17 protein-coding genes are annotated in these 20,924 nt (G+C 62.7%); 6 read left to right on the top strand and 11 right to left on the bottom strand.

Features of this window, described 5'->3' with window-relative positions; translation table 11 throughout:
- Positions 1–65: 65 nt before the first annotated feature.
- Complete coding sequence (locus LPW29_RS11555) at positions 66–1,043, bottom strand: PstS family phosphate ABC transporter substrate-binding protein (RefSeq protein ID WP_238628133.1); 978 nt, start codon at positions 1,041–1,043, stop codon at positions 66–68.
- Between the two features lie 259 nt (positions 1,044–1,302).
- On the opposite strand from LPW29_RS11555, the gene LPW29_RS11550 reads away from it, so the two are divergent.
- A complete protein-coding gene (locus LPW29_RS11550; protein ID WP_238628132.1) occupies positions 1,303–3,093 on the top strand; it encodes an EAL domain-containing protein in 1,791 nt (596 codons plus the stop codon).
- On the opposite strand, the gene LPW29_RS11545 is transcribed toward LPW29_RS11550, so the two are convergent.
- From LPW29_RS11545 to LPW29_RS11525, 5 genes are all read right to left on the bottom strand, one after another.
- A complete protein-coding gene (locus tag LPW29_RS11545; protein ID WP_238628131.1) occupies positions 3,077–3,802 on the bottom strand; it encodes a GGDEF domain-containing protein in 726 nt (241 codons plus the stop codon). The two genes, LPW29_RS11550 and LPW29_RS11545, sit on opposite strands and share 17 nt — an antisense overlap.
- Before the next feature lies 1 nt (position 3,803).
- Entirely contained in the window at positions 3,804–4,196 is a 393-nt protein-coding gene (locus LPW29_RS11540; protein WP_238628130.1) for a DUF1987 domain-containing protein, read from the bottom strand.
- Between the two features lie 23 nt (positions 4,197–4,219).
- Positions 4,220–4,786, bottom strand: a complete 567-nt coding sequence (locus LPW29_RS11535) for a SiaB family protein kinase (RefSeq protein ID WP_238628129.1) — start codon at positions 4,784–4,786, stop codon at positions 4,220–4,222.
- Positions 4,787–4,796: 10 nt separating this feature from the next.
- Positions 4,797–6,083 carry a SpoIIE family protein phosphatase gene (locus LPW29_RS11530; RefSeq protein ID WP_238628128.1) on the bottom strand — a complete coding sequence of 429 codons (1,287 nt, stop codon included), beginning with the start codon at positions 6,081–6,083 and terminating at the stop codon, positions 4,797–4,799.
- A 178-nt stretch (positions 6,084–6,261) separates the two neighbouring features.
- The gene (locus LPW29_RS11525) at positions 6,262–7,623 is read right to left on the bottom strand and encodes a YhjD/YihY/BrkB family envelope integrity protein (RefSeq protein ID WP_238628127.1); all 1,362 of its coding nucleotides are present in this window, start codon (positions 7,621–7,623) and stop codon (positions 6,262–6,264) included.
- A 139-nt stretch (positions 7,624–7,762) separates the two neighbouring features.
- Here LPW29_RS11525 and LPW29_RS11520 point away from each other — a divergent pair, with 139 nt between their 5' ends.
- A complete protein-coding gene (locus LPW29_RS11520; protein ID WP_238628126.1) occupies positions 7,763–8,263 on the top strand; it encodes a peroxiredoxin in 501 nt (166 codons plus the stop codon).
- A gap of 95 nt (positions 8,264–8,358) precedes the next feature.
- On the opposite strand, the gene LPW29_RS11515 is transcribed toward LPW29_RS11520, so the two are convergent.
- The 3 genes from LPW29_RS11515 to LPW29_RS11505 form a co-directional block, all read right to left on the bottom strand.
- A complete protein-coding gene (locus tag LPW29_RS11515; protein ID WP_238628125.1) occupies positions 8,359–8,994 on the bottom strand; it encodes a YdbL family protein in 636 nt (211 codons plus the stop codon).
- Between the two features lie 61 nt (positions 8,995–9,055).
- Complete coding sequence (gene trhP / locus LPW29_RS11510; protein ID WP_090254587.1) at positions 9,056–10,384, bottom strand: prephenate-dependent tRNA uridine(34) hydroxylase TrhP; 1,329 nt, start codon at positions 10,382–10,384, stop codon at positions 9,056–9,058.
- Between the two features lie 28 nt (positions 10,385–10,412).
- Positions 10,413–12,497, bottom strand: coding sequence for a hypothetical protein (locus LPW29_RS11505; protein ID WP_238628124.1), 2,085 nt, complete (start codon positions 12,495–12,497; stop codon positions 10,413–10,415).
- Positions 12,498–12,828: 331 nt separating this feature from the next.
- Here LPW29_RS11505 and mtgA point away from each other — a divergent pair, with 331 nt between their 5' ends.
- Entirely contained in the window at positions 12,829–14,175 is a 1,347-nt protein-coding gene (gene mtgA, locus LPW29_RS11500) for a monofunctional biosynthetic peptidoglycan transglycosylase (protein WP_238628123.1), read from the top strand.
- 15 nt (positions 14,176–14,190) lie between these two features.
- Here mtgA and LPW29_RS11495 read toward each other — a convergent pair whose 3' ends face one another.
- Both LPW29_RS11495 and choX read right to left on the bottom strand, forming a co-directional pair.
- Positions 14,191–15,243 carry a phospholipase A gene (locus LPW29_RS11495; protein ID WP_238628122.1) on the bottom strand — a complete coding sequence of 351 codons (1,053 nt, stop codon included), beginning with the start codon at positions 15,241–15,243 and terminating at the stop codon, positions 14,191–14,193.
- A gap of 512 nt (positions 15,244–15,755) precedes the next feature.
- On the bottom strand, positions 15,756–16,712 hold the full coding sequence (gene choX, locus LPW29_RS11490; protein WP_238628121.1) for a choline ABC transporter substrate-binding protein: 957 nt from the start codon (positions 16,710–16,712) through the stop codon (positions 15,756–15,758).
- Between the two features lie 119 nt (positions 16,713–16,831).
- Here choX and betI point away from each other — a divergent pair, with 119 nt between their 5' ends.
- The 3 genes from betI to betA all read left to right on the top strand — a co-directional run bounded on the left by betI (position 16,832) and on the right by betA (position 20,788).
- Positions 16,832–17,422, top strand: coding sequence for a transcriptional regulator BetI (gene betI, locus LPW29_RS11485; protein ID WP_238628120.1), 591 nt, complete (start codon positions 16,832–16,834; stop codon positions 17,420–17,422).
- Positions 17,423–17,448: 26 nt separating this feature from the next.
- Positions 17,449–18,927 carry a betaine-aldehyde dehydrogenase gene (gene betB / locus LPW29_RS11480; protein ID WP_238628119.1) on the top strand — a complete coding sequence of 493 codons (1,479 nt, stop codon included), beginning with the start codon at positions 17,449–17,451 and terminating at the stop codon, positions 18,925–18,927.
- Between the two features lie 166 nt (positions 18,928–19,093).
- A complete protein-coding gene (gene betA / locus LPW29_RS11475) occupies positions 19,094–20,788 on the top strand; it encodes a choline dehydrogenase (protein WP_238628118.1) in 1,695 nt (564 codons plus the stop codon).
- Positions 20,789–20,924 lie beyond the last annotated feature (136 nt).

Raw genomic sequence — 20,924 nt, 5'->3', positions numbered from 1 at the left:
AAACCAAGGCCCCGTCAGGGGCCCTGGTCAGATCGGCATGAAATGAGGATCCGGGGTCTACCCGATCATTCGATGCCCAGGTCGCCGCGCACGCGTTCCACCACACCGGAGGTCAGCGGCACGAAGCCATCACGGGCTGTCACTTCCTGGCCCTGCTTGGAGAGCACCATCTTCAGGAATTCGCGCTCCAGCGGGGGCAGACCGCGGTTGGGGTTGGCGTTGGTGTACACCAACAGGGAACGGGCCAGCGGGTAATTGCCATTCAGAGCGTTTTCAGCATTAGGCTCGTACAAAGTGCCATCCTCACGCCCCAGGGCAATGGCCTTGACACCGGCCGTCTGATAACCGATGCCGGAATAACCGATGCCATTGATGGACTCGGTCACACCTTGCACCACGGAAGCAGAACCAGGCTGCTCGTTCACATCGTTGCTGAAATCGCCACCGCACATGGCGTGCTGACGGAAGTATCCGTAGGTGCCGGATACGGAGTTACGGCCATACAGGGCGATGTCACGGTTTTCCCAGCCACCGGTCAGGCCCACCTGGCCCCAGCGGGTGATGTTCTCGTCATGCCCGCAACGGCGGGTCTCGGAGAAGATGGCATCCACCTGAGGAATGGTCAGACCATCGATCGGGTTGTCCTTGTTCACGAACACCGCCAGCAGGTCGATGGCCACGGGTACTTCCGTGGGCGGATAGCCGTGGCGTTCCTCGAAGGTCTGCTTTTCGGAGGAGCGCATGGGGCGGCTCATGGGGCCGAAGTTGGCGGTCCCCTCGGCCAGGGACGGCGGGGCAGTGCCGGAACCGGCGCCCTGGATCTGGATGTTCACGTTGGGGTAGAAGCGGCTGAATTCCTCGGCCCATAGGGTCATGAGGTTGTTCAGGGTGTCTGAACCGATGGAGGACAGATTGCCCGAAACGCCCGAGACACGCTCATAGTCAGGCAGGTCCGGATCAACCCGATCCGCCTGCGCGGGGCCAGCGATGAGCAGCGCGGCCGATACGCTAGCGGCAACAAAAGTTTTCTTAAGGTGCTTCATGAAATGCCTCTCTTGCGGGATGGATGGCAAGCCGACCCCCACCCGAGGCGAACCCGGGCGGATTCCGGTTTTGACGACCGAGAGTATGGAAAGCAGGGGTGTCAGCTTTGTGAAGCATAGATGACATTTTGATGACACTCATACTGGGTCAACTGACTGGACCGAGGCGCCCCTGGGCGGAGGTGACCCCTGTCACAGACATGTCACGCATCCGCGCTACCCTTCGCAGCTGTTCAAAAGCCTATACATCGGAAACCCAGTGTCCAGTTGTCAAACGCTCGACCACATCATCGCGGGCGGGGATCTTCATGCCTTGTTTCAGCCCATCGTCGACATGAGAGATGGGGCGGTGAGAGGCTATGAAGGCTTGATCAGGGGGCCTTCCGACAGCCCATGGCACGCCCCACAAAAACTCCTGGCGGAAGCCCGGAGACAAGGACGATTGTTTGAACTGGACGTGCTTTGTCGCGAGGTGATCCTGCAGCAGTTTGCCCAACTGGAGCTTCAGGGCAAGTTGTTTCTGAACGTGACCCCTGATGTCTTGCTGGATCGAAAGGCAATACACGGCCTCACCCTGCAGTTCCTCAAGGAGGCCGGGATTGCACCGGAGCGAGTGGTCATCGAACTCACCGAGCAGGAACCCATCGTCGATTATTCGATCATGCGCGAGGCCGTGCGGCATTACCGGGACATGGGTTTTTCCATTGCTCTGGACGACCTGGGAGCTGGCTACAGCAGCCTGCGCCACTGGTCTGAATTACAGCCGGAATACGTGAAGATCGACATGCATTTTGTGCAGAATGTTGACCGTGATGACGTCAAACGGCAATTTCTCCGCTCCATCAATGAGATAGCTCACGGACTGGGGACACGGATCATCGCTGAAGGAATCGAGACCGCCGAGGAATATGATGTCATTCGACATTTGGGCATCCCCTTGGGTCAGGGCTACCACATCGCACGGCCTGCAGCCCAACCCGCTCTGGCGCTGGAGTGGCATCGAAACAACCGTCCGGTAAAGGAACAGGCCTGGTTCCCGGCACGTCGCAGCCGGGCAGAGGAATTGATTCGGCCCAATCCCGTGGCCACTCCGAACCAGACGCTGGCAGAAACGGTGGAGCGTTTCCAGGCATCACCGGATCTGCATTGTCTACCTGTGGTGGACGGAGGAAAGCCGGTCGGTATCGTGCGACGCCATGAATTGCTCATGCTCTACTCCCAGCGGTTCACACGTGAACTGCACGATCGCAGCCCGCTGCGCTATTTCATGCGGGTGGATCCGCTCCTGGTACCGGCTGACCAACCGCTGGAAGAATTGAGCGAGGCGATCACCGCGCACTGGCAGGTAGACCAGGAGTTCGTGATCGTCGATGCCCAAACCGGGGATTATCTGGGAATGGGCTGGCTGGTCGAGCTGCTACGAAAACTGACCAAGTTGCAGCTTCATTATGCGCGCTACGCCAATCCACTGACTCAGTTGCCAGGTAACGTGCCCATCAACGAACACCTGGACCTGCTGCTGGGTGAAGAAAAGCCCTTTACGGTGGCCTATTGCGATGTAGACCACTTCAAGCCCTTCAATGATCACTACGGTTACGCCCGGGGTGATCGTGTGATCCGCGCACTCAGCGACCTGATGCGCCGGCTACCCAAGCGCCCGGGAGACTTTGTCGGACACGTGGGTGGCGATGACTTCATCATCGTCTTCACTGAAGAGGAGGACTGGCGCGCCCAGTGCGAGTGGTTACTGGATGCCTTTGCCGCGCAGGTGGGACATTTCTATGATGACGGCGACCGGGCGGCTGGGGGTGTTGCGTTGCCGGATCGACAGGGAAAGCCACACTTCTTCCCCTTGCTCAGCCTGTCCATCGGGGTGGTCCCCGTTCACCCGGTTACATTTGATTCTCACCTGGATATCGCCCAGCGGGCCAGCGAGGTGAAACGCTGTGCCAAGCAACAGGCGGGCAACGCTCTGTTTGTCGATCGTCGCCTTGCCAGCGATCAAGGTCTGCGGGTTGCGGATCCGATGCCCATCAGTCGTCTGGGGTAATCCAGTCGGGCACCTCCTCGATGCGATCCCTTCCCAGAGATTTGGCACGGTAGAGGGCATCATCGGCACAGACATACAGCGTGTCGAAACGGGTGCCGGGGACACTGGCGGCCGCACTCATGGAGGCGGTCACCCGCAGGCCCGGGTGCGGAGGCTCCCGTATCTCTCTGATAGCAGCGCAGATGCCGTTGGCCAGCCGCAGCGCCCCTGCCCAATCCCCGCACGCCAGGAGGATGGCGAATTCCTCGCCTCCCAGGCGACCGCATAGGGCCTGCTCCGGGCTCAACTCGCGCAGCACCCGGGCCACACTGACAATGATCTTGTCCCCCACAGGATGCCCGTAACGGTCGTTGACCTGCTTGAAGTGATCAATGTCCAGCAGCAGCAGGATGACCGGATCAGATTCCATCAGCGGGAGTGTCTCGCCAATGAAGGTTTCGCGATTCAGCAACCCCGTGAGCCCGTCGTGCCGGCTTCTGAAGGTGAGCTCTTCGGTGAGCTCCCGCAGCTTCTGATTGGCCTGATTGAGTTCCCGCTCGGTGCGATCCGCGTGGTTGATCAGCCGGCCCGTATCGCGAATCATGCGATCAAACCCCTGAATCAGTTCCGCCAGGGCCCGGTGAGCAATCTCGCCATCTCCCTGTTCAAGCGCCTCCCTGGCTCGGCTCAGGGCCGCTTTCTCCGAGGCAAAGAGATCGGGTGCAGCCATGTCAGAGGGCCTGCGTGGGCATGGCGCGGAAATCAATATCGGGAAAGTCCTCGGCCAGTTCCTGGCCGAACTCCAGGATGGTCTCGTCTTCCTCATCATGGATCCAGTTCAAGCGAACATGATTGCCACGAACAATGGAGTAGTTGAGCAAATCCACCAGGTTGAATAGCATCTTGGTACTGGAACTGTTGAAGTACTTGAGTTCGATGGTGACCTGTACCTCCGTCTCCTTGCAGGCATCGAGAAACTCCCGCGTGCGTTCCAGGATGTCATGATAAAAACTCACGGCACTCTCGGGATAGGACTCTCCACGCAGGCAAAGGTGGCAGGCGTCAAAATCGAAGTCCACTTCCGGGGTGTCTGGTGTGGCGGGGATGTAAAGGCGATTATCCATGGACGTGTTCTCCCGATTGAACTTCAAAGGTAGGCGCGCAACGTCAGCGTCATGTGCCCGGAGGGGTGTTCCCCGATCTCGTAGTCGATGGGCGCGACGCTGTCCCGGGCGATGGTCAGCAGCCCCAGACCAGCCCCCTTGCTGTTGGCCGGGGGCTCCTCGGCGCGCAACTGCTGCCGGTAGGAACGTTTGATTTCCTCGCGCGACATCTCCCGCAGGGCGGACAGTGTTTGTTGCAATTGATCCGCCCAGTCGCGGGTGACGGGATTCTTGCAGATGATCTGAAATTGCTCGCCGGAACGACAGATACACACCGACCCAGCGCGTATCTCCCCCACCGATACATCGTTCGCCTCCAGTGGATCGCTGGAGTAGTGAATGATGTTCTGCGCCATCTCGATAAAGATGGAGAAGAGCTTGCGCCGTGTGCTGCCGGGCGTTTCACTGGCTTCCAGGCGAAGCTTCACCGCATCGCCGATGGCGTGGATGATGTTCTGGGAAAAATCCCCCACGAAGTAGAAGATCAGGTCGCCATTTTGCCGCGCGCACTCCTGGGGCTTGTTGGTGCAGATGCACAGTGCTTGATTCATGGAGGAAACCTCAAAGGGAATGGGGGCCATCGGGCAACGCCAGGGCAATCAGGGTGATATCGTCACGGGGGGACTCTTCGCCACGATAGTCATCCAGTGCCTTTTCAAGAGCCCTGCCCTGCTCGGGCAACGTCAGATGGTGTGTCTCCAACAGGCATTGCCGCAGCCGCTTCTTGCCGAAGGCGATACGCTTGTCGCCGCCAATCTGGTCGATCACGCCATCACTGACCAGGTACAGCCTTTCCCCGGGATGGCATTCCAGCGTCTGGTTCCCCCATGCCTGATCCCAGTGTGTGCCCGTGTACCCTACGCCCGCCCTGTCACCCTTGATCTGTTCGCATGACGGCTCGGCACCCTGCGTCACCCGAAACAGAGGCATGTGGGCACCTGCATAGCAGGCCTGGTGACTGGAGGCATAAAACCGCAGTATCGCCCCATCGAGACCATCGTCAGAATCCTCCAGCCGACGGGTACTGCAATCACAATCCCCCTGCTGATTCAGGCTTTGCTTGATGCGACGATTCATGGCCTGGAGCAGCGCAGCGGGGTCATCCGTACCCTGTTCGGCAAGTGCGCGCTCCAGGGCGGCCACAGCGATCAGGGTCATGAAGGCACCGGGTACACCGTGGCCCGTGCAGTCAAACACCCCCAGCAGGAACCCGTCTGACAGGGGTAGGAAATGATAGAAGTCGCCGCCCACCACATCCCGGGGACGCCAGCACAACCAATGCCGCTCCGGCAGGGCATCCTTCAGGGCCTGACAGGAGGGCTTGAGCAGGGAGGCCTGCAGAATGCTGGCATAATCGATGCTTTCCCTCAGTTGCCGATGCTGTCGTTCCTGAAGCTCGGTCATGGCCTGCATCAGGTCCAGCATCTGACCTACACCGACATATTCCCCATCTTCCACCAGGATAAAACCATCGGCGAACACCTTTTCGCCAGCCTGGATGGCCAGCGCGGTGAGTTGGTGAATGGCCAGTCCGGCATCCGCCACAAGGGGACTCTTGTCCATGAAGGCGATACAACTCTGCCGACTGTACAACTCCGGATAGAACGGCTTGGCCATCATGTTGTGAAACAGGCTGCGGTTGATCAGCCCCATGGGACGCCGCCCGAAGGTGACGGGCAGGTTTTGCAGGGAGCGATCGGCGGCAAAACGCGCGGCGATATCTTCGTTCGTGTGATCCGGATGGGCCGGCTCCACATGCACGAGCAGATCCCGGGCAACCCGGCGATCCATGGCGTTACCACGACGGACGGCCGGTTCGACGGGCCGCGAGAGAAGCGTGCTGGTCATGACGTCTCTTGGGTGGGGCCTGCACGGCCCCACGGATGGTTCATTGGGGAATCAGAGACGTTATGTTAGAGGTGAAGTGTGACAGGGGTTTGATTCCGCCGGACCGAAAAGACCGTTCATTCCCCTCTTTGCCAACGCGCATCGGATGGTGACCACGAAGGTCGGCCACGGAGAATGTTCAAGGCACCATGGTTGACTCGGCGTTCCCTCCCTTCCTGTTGGCGTTTTGCACCAGGTCACGCAGCGATTGGCTGCCAAGGGCGCCCTTCATGGCCTGCTCCATCTCCTTGCACACCCGGTCCACCTGATCGTCCAGGTCGGATTCCTGCTCGCCGGGGAGGGAATTGCCGTAACCCCGAACCGCATCCAGGATATCCTTCAGGGCGATCTGCCCCAGGTCTCTTCCCGGCAGATAGCGGCTGGGATACCTGGATGTGGACACCACCAATCCGCTCTTCTCCAGGGCCTGCAGCACCCTTTCCAGAGCCTCCTCGGGCAGACCGACGCAACGGGCCAGATCCTGTCGGGAGACAGGCTCTCCGCCCTCATAGAAACGCGTCCCCAGGATCTGCATCAGGCGCAGTGCCAGGCGCTCCTGCAGGTTGCCCGAAAGGCTGGCCTTGGCACCGTCGGTGATCAGTAGATAAGTGGGATTCTGCAGATAGAAGGACACCTGCGAGCCCACCAGCAGGATCAGCCAATTCAGGTATAGCCAGAACAACAGCATGATCATGATGGCAAAGCTGGAATAGATGGCGTCGTAACGGGTGGAGCCGGCCATCATGGAGGCAAACCCCCAGCCCAGGCTCTGCCACAGGATTGCCGCCACCAGTGCACCCATCAGGGCGGGCACCGGTCGCACCCGCGTGTTGGGCACGAAGACATAGATGAAGGTGAAGGCCAGGGTGACCAGAAAATACGGCACCAGCTTTGACAGAAGCTCCAGCGATCCGCCCACGATGCCGTATTCCATGGCCCGCTGCACGATGTCCGTGGTCATCACCGTGCCGGTGATCCCCAGCGCCGAAAACACCAGCACCGGCCCCACCAGGATCACGCTCAGATAGCTGGAGAACTTCTGCACGAAGTTGCGCGGCGTATCCACGTGCCAGATGTAGTTGAAGGCCGCCTCCACCTTCTGGATCAACCCCACCACCGTGAAGAACAAGAACACCAGGCCGACAAAACCCAGTACCCCCACCCGCATGTTCTCCACGAACTCCACCACGTTGACGACGACCTCCTCGCCCTGCGCCCCCAAGGGCTCCAGCAAGGTGAGCAGGAACGGCTCCACAGCGTTATGGGCACCAAAGGCCTTGAGCACCGAAAAGGACAGGGCCAGCAACGGCACCATGGACAACAAGCTGGTATACACCAGGCTCATGGCGTGCAGGTTCAGCTGACCGCCGGAGACCTCCTTGCCGATCCCCATCAACGCCCGCACGGCGCCCACCGACCAAGCCTGGGAGCGGGACATCTGTCGGATATCCCCCTGTTCCACCATGCGTCTGATCTGCAGAGACTGTTCCTTGATCTTCATGGGTCGGTATCTTTTGGGTGAGTGATCCTGTCAGGATACAAGCCAAGGCACGATGGGACCATCACGGCAGGCCCCCTAGCCACCCATCATAAGCTGCCTCTAAAATACCCGCCCTCACAACCCCCAGGAGGATCCTGCCATGACCATCCAGATCGGTGATCAAATGCCCGAGGTCACGCTGCGGATCATGACCCCTTCGGGGGATCACCCCGTGACCACATCCGAGCTGTTCACCGGCTTCAAGGTGGCCCTGTTCGCCGTTCCCGGCGCCTTCACCCCTGCCTGCTCGGGCATCCACCTGCCCGGCTTCATTGCCCGCCACGAGCAACTCATGGCCGCCGGCATCGAGCGGGTGATGTGCGTGGCCGTGAATGACGTCTTCGTCATGAATGCCTGGGGGGAGATCCACGAGGTGGGTGGCCGCATCCTCATGGTGGCCGACGGCAATGCCGACTTCACACGCGCCGTCGGTCTGGATGTGGACGCCAGCGGCAGCGGCATGGGCATTCGCTCCCGACGCTACGCCATGATCGTGGACAATGGCGAGTTGCAGTGGCTCGGCGTGGACAAGCCCCGGCAGGTGGTGGAAAGCTCGGCCGATGCGGTACTCAAGGCATTGGGGGCGAACGGAGCCTCCTGAGGGCTAACCCGGGGGCGGCGCCCTCACCCCAACCCCTCTCCCCAAGGGGAGAGGGGCTCAACCGCCTACGTCCAGCCCCTCCCTGGAAACGACGGCTATTTTTGCTGCCAGCGGCCGCGGTCATCCTGGTACCAGTAGCCGGAGGGAGCCTCCTCCACCCAGACCCGGGCGAAGGTCTTGCGGATATCCGATTCCCATTCCGGCCGGTCGTTGGCCCGAGCGATCTCGCGATACAGGGCGTCGCGGTCGGCGTTCTCCTCGGCGACCAGGCGCTGCACGGAGGAACGATCCCGCAGGGGCACGGCATTCAGGTCGCGCACCGCCACCCGGCCATCACTGGTGAAACCCACCGCCCCGGACTGGAAATAGGGCCGCAGGGCCGAGGCACGCTGGCGCATGGAGGCCCGCAGGGAATCGATGGCCGAGGAGCGGATGTTGATGTCCGGCTGCTGCGCCTGGGCCGGAGAGATCAACCCGTTGACCAGCGCCACCATGACCCGCCCCCCCATCTCCCGCAGGGCTCCCTGATCCGGCGCCCTGGATTCCCCGGAGTCTTCCCGGGCTGGAGGTGACTGCTCCTCCGCCTCGCCCAGCACGTCGCGCACGATGATGCGGGCCGCATCCTCCGCCGCCGCCGCCGGAAAGTAGATGTTGATGGTCACGCAGGCGGATAACAGGAAGGCCAGACCGAACCACGCCAGAGGGGGCGCATATCGGGCAATCGGGGTCATGGTTGATCTCCAGTACAATGAGGGTTCCTGGTGGATAGTCTCGGCCACCCCGACGCCGGCATCAAGGGGAAGACGGTGTGTTCACATGCCTGAGGATCAGGCCCATGTGATAGTCCCCTGGCGGCAAGGGAATGGAGACCCGATGACCGGCCCCAGGTGCCTGTTCAACGGGCAGGCCCTCGCGACCCGTGATGGCATCGAGCACCACCTCGCGGCTCCCCGCGGGGGTCATGATCTCCAGGCGATCACCCACCGAAAAGCGGTTCTTCACGTCCACGCGGGCCAATCCCGAGGCCGGGTCATAGGCCTCGATTTCTCCCACGAACAGCCGCCGGTCGGACTCGGAGTGTCCGCGTGCATAGTTCTGGGCGGTGCGCTCCCGGGGCCGGGTGAGAAAGCCATCCGTGTAGCCCCGGTTGGCCAGCCCTTCCAGGGCATCCAGCAGGGCAGGATCGAATGTCCGACCGGTGGTGGCATCGTCGATGGCCCGGCGATACACCTGGGCCGTGCGCGCGGCATAGAAATGAGACTTGGTGCGACCCTCGATCTTCAGGGCATCCACGCCGATCGCCACCAGGTGCTGCACATGCTCCACTGCCCGCAGATCCATGGAGTTGAGGATATAGGTGCCATGCTCATCCTCCTCCACCGGCATGAGCTGCCCGGGGCGCTCACCTTCCTCCAGCAGGAAAGGCTCACCCGCCAGGGGATGGCGACCGGCCGAAGAGGCATCGTCCCGAGGGATCAGATCGCCACCAGCGTCTTCGTCGGCCGCGTACAGGCGATACCGCCAGCGACAGGCGTTGGTGCAGGCACCCTGGTTGGCGTCGCGATGATTGAAATAGCCGGACAGCAGACAACGTCCGGAATAGGCGATGCACATGGCCCCGTGCACCATCACCTCCAGTTCCATATCGGGGCAGGCCTGACGGATGGACTCGATCTCCCCCAGGGACAACTCCCGGGAGAGGATGACCCGGCCAAGCCCCAGACCCTGCCAGAAGCGCACGCTGGCGGCATTCACGGTATTGGCCTGCACGGAGAGATGCACGGGGATGTCGGGCCAGCGCTCGCGCACCTGCATGATCAGCCCGGGATCGGACATGATCAGCGCATCGGGCCCCAGTTCCACCACAGGCGCCATGTCCCGGGCAAAGGTGGCCAGCTTGGCCTGATGGGCGCTGATATTGGCGGCGAGGAAGAAGCGCCGTCCGGCCGCATGGGTCAGACGGATGCCTTCGGCCAAGGATTCCAGGGAGGCGAAGTCATTATTGCGCACCCGCAGGGAATAGCGGGGCATCCCGGCGTAGACGGCGTCGGCGCCGTAGGCCAGGGCGTAGCGCAGATTCTTGAGGGTGCCGGCGGGGGCGAGCAGTTCGGGGGCGTTCATGGCGGGACGATAGCACAGGACCGGGCCATCAAGGGCCTTCATCCCCCATACTCACCTCCCCTGAAGCCACCGCTGCCTGCAGGCGCAGGATGAGGTCTCGCCAGGCCACCTGGCGCGTGTGACCGATCACCTCCACGCGCGGCAGGCCAGCACCCTGGATGATGTAATACCCGTCACCATCCGGTGCGGGCGCCACGCCATCCATCAGGCACACCTCCCCACGCAATTGGCACGACAGCCCCAACTGCCGGTAGCCAAAGGAATCGAAGAAACGCAGGAATCCTGTGCCCAGCATGCCACCGACACCGCCGCCGAGGCTCACAAGGTTGTCCAGGGCCCGCTGACTGATGCGGCGCCGAAAGCGCTGATCCAGAGGCGTGTAGAGGGCTGCATCGAAGCGCACCGGTTCCCAGTTGACCAGGATCATGTCCCGTACATGGCCCTTGAGGCGCCCCTCGATCAGGCCAAACTCGAAGGTGTTGGTGATGGAGGCCAGATCCAGAGTGTCCATCTCGATATCTGCCCAGAGCACGGGTGCCACACCGAAGGGATCCCGCAGGCGCAGGTTGCCGACGCGGATCATGCCATCGAAGGCCTGGATCACCAGGCGCCCCCCCAGGGTGAGTTCGCCGTCCTGATAGCGCACCCGGGGGATGCTGCCCGCCAGGGTCCCGGTGAACAGGGGGCGCCCGAGGGTGGCCGCCAGACGCTCCATGGAGATGGGCATGACACTCGCCTCAAAGGTCATCAAAGGATCTTCGCTGCGTAGCCCCCGGGCCTCCAGGCCATGAACCCGCAACTCCCCATCGAGTATCGGAATGCGCGCCTCCTGGATCAGCCGGATGCCGTCCCGCTCCAGTTGCAGTGGCATGCGCGTCATGCCCACGGGAATACGATACAGGTGGCCGCCTTCCAGGGAGACGTGACTCACCGGCGCCGTTCCATCAGACTTCCAGATCAATCGTCCATCCAGACCATAGAGCCCCAGGCGACCCATGCGATCGTCCGCATCCACCTGCGCCAACGTGAGGGCCACTTGCCGCAAGGTGCCCTCACGGATTTTCAGGCGTGCGGAGATCAGGCCACCGGTGTCCAGGTCATCCAGGGCCGTGCCGTACGCAAAGGGCTTCACAAAGGTCTCGTACACCGCCGGCAGCCTGGCCCGGTCCACGTTCAGGGTGGCTTGCAAGCTATGGGACGGATCGGCCACATCCAGACCCGCCTCCCCCGCCAGGCGCAGATCATCCCCCCAGGAGAGGGTCAGATCCTTTGCGGACAGCCTGCCCTCCCGCCAGTTCAGCCGGGTGCTGAACTGCATCGGCCATGCGGCATCGGCCTCCACGAAGACCGGATCCACATACACGGCACCCGTCTCCCAGTCCAGCACCAGATCCCCCTGCCAGGCCGCCCCCGTCCGTTGTGCATCCCACTGCAGGGCCATGCCGAGCCCTTCCCCTGCCAGGGTGCCCACCGCGCTGGCAAAGGCGCCCTCATCCCACACGGCGCGGCCTTGGGTAAAATGGATGCCATCCATCCCACCCCGGGCCCGGAAGTCCAAATCCAGCTGACCTGCCATCTGGAAGCCATCAGGCAGGCGATCCTCCAGGGGCTGCCCGATCCTTTCCGCCAGGCCCTGGATCTCCCGCCAGTCCAGGGCCCGCCCACGGGCCTTTAACGCCCAGGCACCCGCATCATGGTTGATGGAGAGGCCCACTTGCCCATCCGCCAGGGGGAGTCCTTCCAGTTCCAGGTCAAGACGCCCCTCAAAACCCAGATCCAGCCGCCCCGGTACCTGGCGCAATTCAAGCCAGGGATGCCGCCCGGACACCCGGAGGGAGGGACACCTCAAACGGGTGTTCTGCAGATGTCCGCCGGGGCAGGCCACCTCCAGGTCCTGGATCACCCCCACCGGATGGGGCAGACGCAGGCGCGCCACCTGAAGATGGAGGGTGTCCGCCTCCTCGGCCAGCCCCAGACGCAGCGTCACCCCCGTCATGGACCAGCCCTCCCCTCGCAGATCACCGATGTCCAGTTGCCAATCAGTCTGCCCCCAGGCCGGCGTTCCCAGCAGCAGGGTCATCAGCAACAGTGCGGGAAGAATGAAACGGTGCAAGGTGGGCGGAATCCATGCAGGAAAGGGTCATCGGGGCCATCCGGCTGGGTAAATCGAGTCCGAAAGGCCCCTGGATGCTTGACATTATGCACAAGGCCGAGGGGGCGCGTAAAAAATGCACCAGGAGGTCTCTCAACTTTTCATGGTTAAATCGTTTTAAAAATAATCAATAAAAAACAAATAGTTAACAAATTGATTACAAATTGACCAGTTTAAACACAACCCCCCACGCCATGCGGCCTGGCCAACGTTTCGGACAGATACTCCACAGAGTTATCCACAGCTTTTGTGGATAATGGAAAATTTGCCGCGAACTTGCGATATTGCCCCTGTGAGACGCAATCGCCCCCCCTACCGTCGCTGGTCATTCCGGCGCCTGATGGCCCGCCTTCTGGTTGGCATCGCACTCGTGCTGCTGGTCTCCACGACCGTTGTGATCGGCGGGCTGCGCTGGATGGATCCGCCCACCACCGCCTTCATCTTGCGGCATGAGAATTCCAGCGCAACCTCCGGGTACAAGGTGCCGGTGCGCCATGAGTGGGTGTCCCGGGATCACATCGCCCCCGAGGCAGCTTATGCGGTGATCGCCGCCGAGGATCAAAACTTCATGAATCATCGTGGGTTTGATTTCGGTTCCATCCGCGCAGCCATCCGGGAGTATCGCGCAGGGGGGCGACTCAGGGGCGCCAGCACCATTAGCCAACAGGCAGCCAAGAACGTGTTCCTGTGGCCAGAACGCAGCGTACTGCGCAAGGGCGTGGAGGCCTATCTCACGGTATTCATCGAGTGGCTCTGGCCCAAGCAGCGCATCCTGGAGGTGTATCTCAACGCCGCCCAGTTCGGACCGAATATCTACGGGGTGGAAGCTGCCAGCCAGGCCTACTTCGACAAAGCGGCCAGTGCCCTCACCCAGTCGGAGGCGGCCCGCCTGGCGGCGGTGCTGCCGGGCCCTGTCCGCCTACGGGCCAACCGGCCATCGTCCTATGTGCTGGAACGTCAGGCCTGGATCGAGCGCCAGGTACCGCAGTTGAAGAAGGCGGGGTATCTGGACGGCGTGTGGGGCCCGCCCGAGAGGATCATGACCGGCATGCTGCCGGAGAATCGCTTGATACCCGTTTCCGATGATAGGGTGATTCAAGACCGGATCCAGCCACGACTCTTCTCGATCCAGGAGGGAATGATGACGACACTGATCAACCTGCATGCACCCGATGAGACGGCGCGCTGGCACGTCATCAATGACGGCATCATGGGGGGGCTGTCACGCAGCCGTTTTGACATCAGCGAGGACGGGGTAGCGGTCTTCACCGGTGAGATTTCCCTGGCCAACAGCGGCGGCTTTGCCTCCGTACGCCGTGCGCCCGAGGCCCTTGGAATGGGCCAGGCCCGCGGCATCCGTTTGCAGGTGCGTGGCGACGGACGCACGTATCAGTTACGACTGCGCAGCGACACCGACGATGACGCCATGGCCTACCGCCAGCACTTTGCCACCACGGATCGACAATGGCAGGAAGTGCAACTGCCCTTCAGCGGTTTTGAGCCGGTCTACCGGGGCCGTGTGTTGCCGGATGCTCCGCTGCTGGACCCGTCCCGCATCCGTCAAGTGGGATTCATGCTGGCCGACAAGGCACCCGGGCCATTCGTGCTGGAAATCGGCTCGATGGACCTCATGGAGTGAACCTGCTTCAACGCATCAGTCCACCAGGTCATTGAGGGTGACCCCCAGGCCCAGTGTGTTCTGGTACCAGTTGTAATCGATCAGGCTCTCGCCGTAGCCGGAGAAGACCTGCACATAGCCGCGCAGCGGTCCGAGCACGGGCGGCGACGTCCAGCTTGCTGACAGCGCACCCCGACCGGTGGACGGATTGCCACGCACTGTGCCGGTGAAGCGATGGCCCCCCTGGCCATACGAAACGGTGAGGTCTCCGTGGCCATAGTAGTCGGTGATATCCGGGTTATCGTCCTGGTGATCCCCTTCAGGCAGGCGATACCACAATCGCCCCATGAGCGCCAGGTTATCCCGCTCCAGACCCACACCGGCATACAACCGATTCCAACTGCGGGAAAGGATCTCGGAACGACCGTTGGAGTGATGCAGAAAGCCCAGGTTGAGCACCTCCCAGTCAAAGCCACCCAGATGCAGTCCGGGGTGGTAGCTCAGGATCAACTCGGGCGCATAGTTGGTCTCCCGGAACGGGCGCGAGACGTCCTCGTTGTACACCTGCCACTGACTCTGCTGGGTGTACCCGGCCCACACCCCCCAGCGACGGTCATGGGTGGTCCACAGGCGTGCCTTGAAGCTGAGCTGAAACTTGACCTCCACCGAGTCCAGGTCCTGGTCGGCGACGGGATTGATGTCTGCCAATGGGGCAAAGGGCCGGTCATTGGTTCGGTCGGAGTACCGGGCCAGCAAGAAGTAGTTGGGTTGATGCACCCGCAGCATGTGCGAATCGGAGTCGGGCGAGAAACCCCAGGTGCTGGCGAGCCGGGAACTGGAACGCCTCTGTGCCGGCTCACGGGCGGGCGGCTCGGCTGGCTCCGACTCGGGTAATTCGATGGCGGTGAGCCCTTCCGTGGCGGGGGCCGCATCCGTCCGCTCCCCGGCCAGTGCGTCGTAACAGGCCAGGCGTTCGTCATCCGCGTCGATCCGGGCGCAGTCCTCCCAGGTGGTCGCCGCGACCGACACCGGCCAGCAGGCGACGAAGGCCAGCGTCAACGAGGAGAGCCTGCCGAAGCGTCGGGGCATCAGCGGGAGCTTTGCTAAGTGATTGGGGGGCATGGGGGGGGATTGTGGGGCTGGGGTCAGGCCACAGCATAGGTCAGCAAGCTATCCGGATGGAAGGCAGCCCCGCAGGGATCCAGCCAAGGCAACCGACAGTCCAATGCCACCGCTGGCGCGAGCCCCGCCCCCGGGGGAGCGGCCCAGGTCGTGAAGCTTTTATCCGGCTTCATGACGACGCGTCCCCGTGGGAGCGGCCCTCGGCCGCGAAGGGCGAAACCCTCGGCCTCGCAGCCAGGACAGAGATCGGAGTGGACCTCGGGGTGTCCGGATTCCTTACAGCGGGACGCCGTCAATACGTCCCTGTAGGCTCTGCAGCCGCTTCCTGCGGCTGAAGCCCGCTTACAGGAACCCGGACACCCCGAGGTCCGGACAGTCCGAAGTCTTTTTCGAAAAGCCCTTCGCGGCCAAGGGCCGCTCCCACCAGGCACCAGGCACGAAGTGTTGCTCCTGGGGAAGTGGCTTTGGCAGCGCGAAGATCAGCCCCCCACGGCCTCTTTCGCCACTTCCAGCGCGGGACGGCCCTGGCGGTCGGTGACGCCTTCGAGCCAGGGCTCCATCGCCTCGGGGTTATCCTGGAGCCACTGGCGGGCCGCCTGCTTGGGATCCACATCCTGGTTCATGATCTGATCCATGAGGTGGTTTTCCATCTCCAGGGTAAAGCTGAGTTGCTTGAGGAATTGACCCACATTGGGGCAACGATCCACATAGCCCGTTTGCACATTGGTGTGCACGGTGGCCGCACCGAAGTCCGGGCCGAAGAAATCCTCGCCCCCCTCCAGATAGGCAATGTCGAAACGGGTGTTCATCGGATGAGGCTCCCAGGCCAGGAACACAATCCAATCCCCGTTGCCCGTGCTGCGAAGCACCTCGCCCAGCATGCCCGCCTCACTGGACTCCATCAGCTGGAATCGACCCAGGTCGTAGGCATCCTGGTCGATCATGTCATGGATGATCTCGTTACCGTCATTACCCGATTCCAGACCGTAGATCCGGCCATCGAACTCCCCGCCATGCGCTGCCAGATCCGCAAAGTGGGTGACGCCCGCATCGTGCACATACCGGGGAACCGCCAGCGTGTATTTGGCGCCCGTGAGGTTGGTGGCGATCGTCTCCACCGTACCACGGGTCTCGTAGGGTTCGATGATGCTGGCCATGCTGGGCATCCAGTTGCCCAGGAACACATCGAAGTCGTCATTGGCCAGACCGCCGTAGGCGATGGGCACCGACACGGTGAGGCTGGTGGTGTCGTAGCCCAGGGTTTCCAGTACCACACGGGCCGTGGCGGTGGTGGCCGTGATATCTGTCCAGCCCACTTCGGCAAAGCGCACCTGGCCACAGGCCTCGGGTTCTTCGGTGGCCGCCGGGGTAGCAAAGGGGGCTGCCAGCGTGAGGACCGCCGCACCGGCGGTAAGGATTCGGGGTAATGAAGCCATAAACAGGTTCTCTCCCTTACAGTGGATCGGATGCTAATTGAACGTTCATTCAAACACAGATTGAACGATCATTCAATTTTCGTTAGAGTGAGCGCAGTTTCCTCGGCTAGAGATGGATCATGCCTTACAACGAATCACTTAACGGACGCCGCGAACAACTCATCCGGGCCAATCTGACAGCCATTCACCAGTATGGACTGGCAGATGCCACCATTGCGCGCATTGCCCGACTGGCGGGGGTGTCCACCGGCATCATCAGCCATTACTTTGGCGGCAAGTCCGGACTGATGCAGGCCACCATGCGCCATCTGCTCACTGAACTGGGTCAGGCCGTCACGGAGCGCCGCCAGGGCCTGGATGTCGATGATGTGGAGGGTCACGTGGACGCCATCATCGATGGCAATTTTGATTCCACCCAGACCAACCGGGCCGCCATGCGTACCTGGCTGGAGTTCTGGGCATCCAGTATGCACCAACCCGCGCTGCAACGACTGCAGCGGGTGAACGAACGGCGCCTATATTCGAATTTGTGCCACCAGTTCCGCAAACGCCTGCCGCCCGCTCAGGCACGGGATGCGGCCCGCGCGGTGGCTGGCTTGATCGACGGCCTGTGGCTGCGCGGCGCGCTGCACCCCGACGGTATCGACATCGCGGGCTGCCGCCGTCTGGCGCGGGACACTGCCCGATTCTGGCTCGCGCAGGGCCTTTAAACCCACCTGACATTCCGGAGCCTCCCATGCCCATTCCTCAGATCGACCCACTGCAGGGCAATTACATTCATGGCCGCCGGGTCACCGACCCCAACGGCCAGTGTTTCGACACGGTCAACCCGGCCACGGGCCAGACCCTGGCCCGTGTGCAAAGCAGCACCCCGGAGCAGGTGGATGCCGCCGTGCAATCAGCCCGCGAGGGCCAGCGAGCCTGGGCCGCCCAGAGCCCCATGGTACGGAGCCGGGTGCTGCGCCGGGCTGCGGACCTGCTGCGCGAGCGGAACGATGCGCTGGCAACCCTGGAGACCCTGGACACCGGCAAACCCCTCAGCGAGACCACCGCCGTGGACATCCAGACGGGGGCAGACGCACTGGAGTACTTCGCTGGTGTGGCCATGGCGCTGGAGGGTGAACAGATCCCTCAGGGGGAGCAGGCCTTCATTTACACCCGCCGCGAGCCCCTGGGGGTGTGCGCAGGCATTGGCGCCTGGAACTACCCCTTGCAGATCGCCTGCTGGAAAGCGGCACCGGCGCTGGCCGCGGGCAATGCCATGGTGTTCAAGCCCAGTGAAGTCACGCCACTCTCGGCCCTGGCGCTGGCGGAGATCCTCACCGAGGCCGGGCTGCCGGAGGGGGTGTTCAACGTGGTGCAAGGAGATGCGGACACGGGGCGCGCCCTGACCGGTCATCCGGAGATTGCCAAGGTCTCGTTCACGGGTGAGGTGGAAACGGGCAAGGCGGTCACCGCCGATTCGGCAAGCAGCAATCTCAAGCAGGTCACCATGGAACTGGGAGGCAAATCGCCCCTGATCATCTTTGCCGACGCAGACCTGGAGCAGGCAGTGAGCGCGGCCCTGATGGCCAATTTCTACAGCAGCGGCCAGATCTGCACCAACGGCACCCGGGTGTTCGTGGAATCGTCCGTCCGCCAAGCGTTCGAGGCGCGCTTGCTGGAACGCATGGGTAAGATCCGTGCCGGGGATCCCATGAATCCCGAGACCAACCTGGGGCCGCTGGTCAGCCAGGCCCACCGGGATCAGGTGATGAGCCATATCGACCGGGCCCGTGCCGATGGCCTCAGGCTGCTCATCGGGGGTGAGACCCTCAGCCCCGCGTCGGCCCCGGATGGTGCCTTCGTAACCCCCACCGTGTTTGCCGATTGCCCCGACGATCACCCCATCGTGCGCCAGGAGATCTTCGGGCCGGTGATGGTGCTGCAATCCTTCGACTCCGAGCAAGAGGTGATCCAGCGGGCCAATGACACCCGCTACGGCCTGGCGGCGGGGGTATTCAGCCGCGATCTGGCCCGGGCCCATCGGGTGATCCATCAGCTGCAAGCCGGGATCTGCTGGATCAATACCTACAACCTCTCGCCGGTGGAGATGCCGGTGGGGGGATACAAGCAATCGGGGCTTGGGCGGGAGAACGGGCTGGCGGCATTGGAGCACTACACCCAGCGCAAGTCGGTGTATGTGGAACTGGGAGAGGTGGAGAGCGTGTTTTGACGGGGGGGCTCCGCGCCCCTCACCCCACCCCCTCTCCCCAAAAGGGAGAGGGGCTCAGGCTCTCCTCCCTTCTCCCCTCGGGGAGAAGGGTCGGGGATGAGGGGGTAACGGAGGGCACGCCCCCATCTGTGCACCCCCAACCCATTCAACCAAGGGGCATTACCCCATGAAAACAAATACATACGACTACATCATCATCGGCGCCGGCTCCGCCGGGGCCGTGCTGGCGGCACGCCTCACCGAAGACCCGGACACCCGGGTGCTGCTGCTGGAGGCCGGTGGCCGCGACTGGCGGCTGGACTTTCGTACCCAGATGCCCGCTGCGCTGGCCTACCCGCTGCAGGGGCGACAATACAACTGGGCCTTCCAGACCGAGCCGGAACCCCACATGAACTGGCGACGCATGGACTGTGGGCGGGGCAAGGGGCTGGGCGGCTCCTCCCTGATCAACGGCATGTGCTACATCCGCGGCAACGCCCTGGACTATGACCACTGGGCCAGTGACTTCGACCTGCCCGGCTGGGAATACGCCCACTGCCTGCCCTATTTCCGCAAGGCCGAAACCCGGGATATCGGTGCCAATGACTACCATGGAGACCAGGGGCCATTGTATGTCACCACCCCGAAGTCGGATAACAACCCCCTGTTCCATACCTTCATCCAGGCGGGTGAGCAGGCCGGTTACCCCCGTACCGAGGACGTGAATGGCTACCAGCAGGAGGGCTTTGGCCCCATGGACCGCACCACCACGGCCCGAGGGCGCCGCGCCAGCACCTCGCGTGGCTACCTGGATCAGGCCCGGCAGCGGCCCAACCTGGACATCCAGGTTCACGCCCTTACCGATCGCGTCATCATGGAAGGCCAGACCGCTCGAGGTGTGAGTTACATCCAGCGGGGTCGCCGCCAGGAGGTCCGTGCCGAACAGGAGGTACTGATCTGCGCCGGCGCCATCCTTTCGCCGGCCATCCTGAAGCGCTCAGGGATCGGCCCGGCTCAGGAACTGAGCGAGCAAGGCATCCCTCTGACCCATGCGCTGCCCGGCGTGGGCGAGAACCTGCAGGACCACCTGGAAATCTACGTGCAGTACGAGTGCAAGGAGCCCATCAGTCTGTATCCGGCACTCAAATGGTGGAATCAACCCTGGATCGGTGCCCAGTGGCTGCTGGGAGGACGCGGCGTCGGGGCCAGTAATCAGTTCGAGGCGGCGGGGTTCATCCGCAGTGAAACGGGCTTCGACTGGCCCAATCTGCAGTATCACTTCCTGCCCATCGCCATCAATTACAACGGCACTCAGGCAGTGGAGGCCCATGGATTCCAGGCCCATGTAGGCTCCATGCGCTCCCCCAGCCGCGGCCATGTGCGTCTGGCCAGCCCGGATCCGCTCAAGGCGCCGCGCATTCGGTTCAATTACATGAGCCACGAGCAGGACTGGCGGGAGTTCCGGGACGCCATCCGACTCACCCGGGAGATCATGGCCCAGCCGGCGCTGGATCGTTACCGGGGCCGCGAGCTGGCCCCCGGGGCCCAGGCGACGTCGGACCTGGAACTGGACGAGTTCGTGCGCAACCATGCCGAGACGGCCTATCACCCCTGCGGTTCCTGCCGCATGGGCACGAAGGATGATGCAATGGCCGTGGTGGACGACCAAGGACGGGTGCATGGTGTGGAGGGACTACGGGTGGTGGATGCGTCCATCATGCCGCGCATCGTCACGGGCAACCTCAATGCGCCCACCATCATGATGGCCGAGAAGATTGCCGACCACATCCGGGGCCGTGAGGCGCTGGCGCCTTCGCAGGCGGCGGTGTATCGGGCGCAAGCGGGCAGCCCGACCCGGTTGCGGGGGGAGCGAGCAGCTTGAAGCAGGGGAAATGACTGATGGCACGGTGCCCCCCCTCCCCTCATCCCCAACCCTTCTCCCCCAAGGGGAGAAGGGAGCTTCATGGATGGGAGCCCTCTCCCCCAACGGGAGAAGGGAGCTTCATGGATGGGAGCCC

Origin of the sequence: Ectothiorhodospira sp. 9100, assembly GCF_022227565.1 — a bacterium.
GTDB lineage: Bacteria > Pseudomonadota > Gammaproteobacteria > Ectothiorhodospirales > Ectothiorhodospiraceae > Ectothiorhodospira > Ectothiorhodospira marina.
This window is presented reverse-complemented; position numbering and strand designations above follow the sequence as displayed.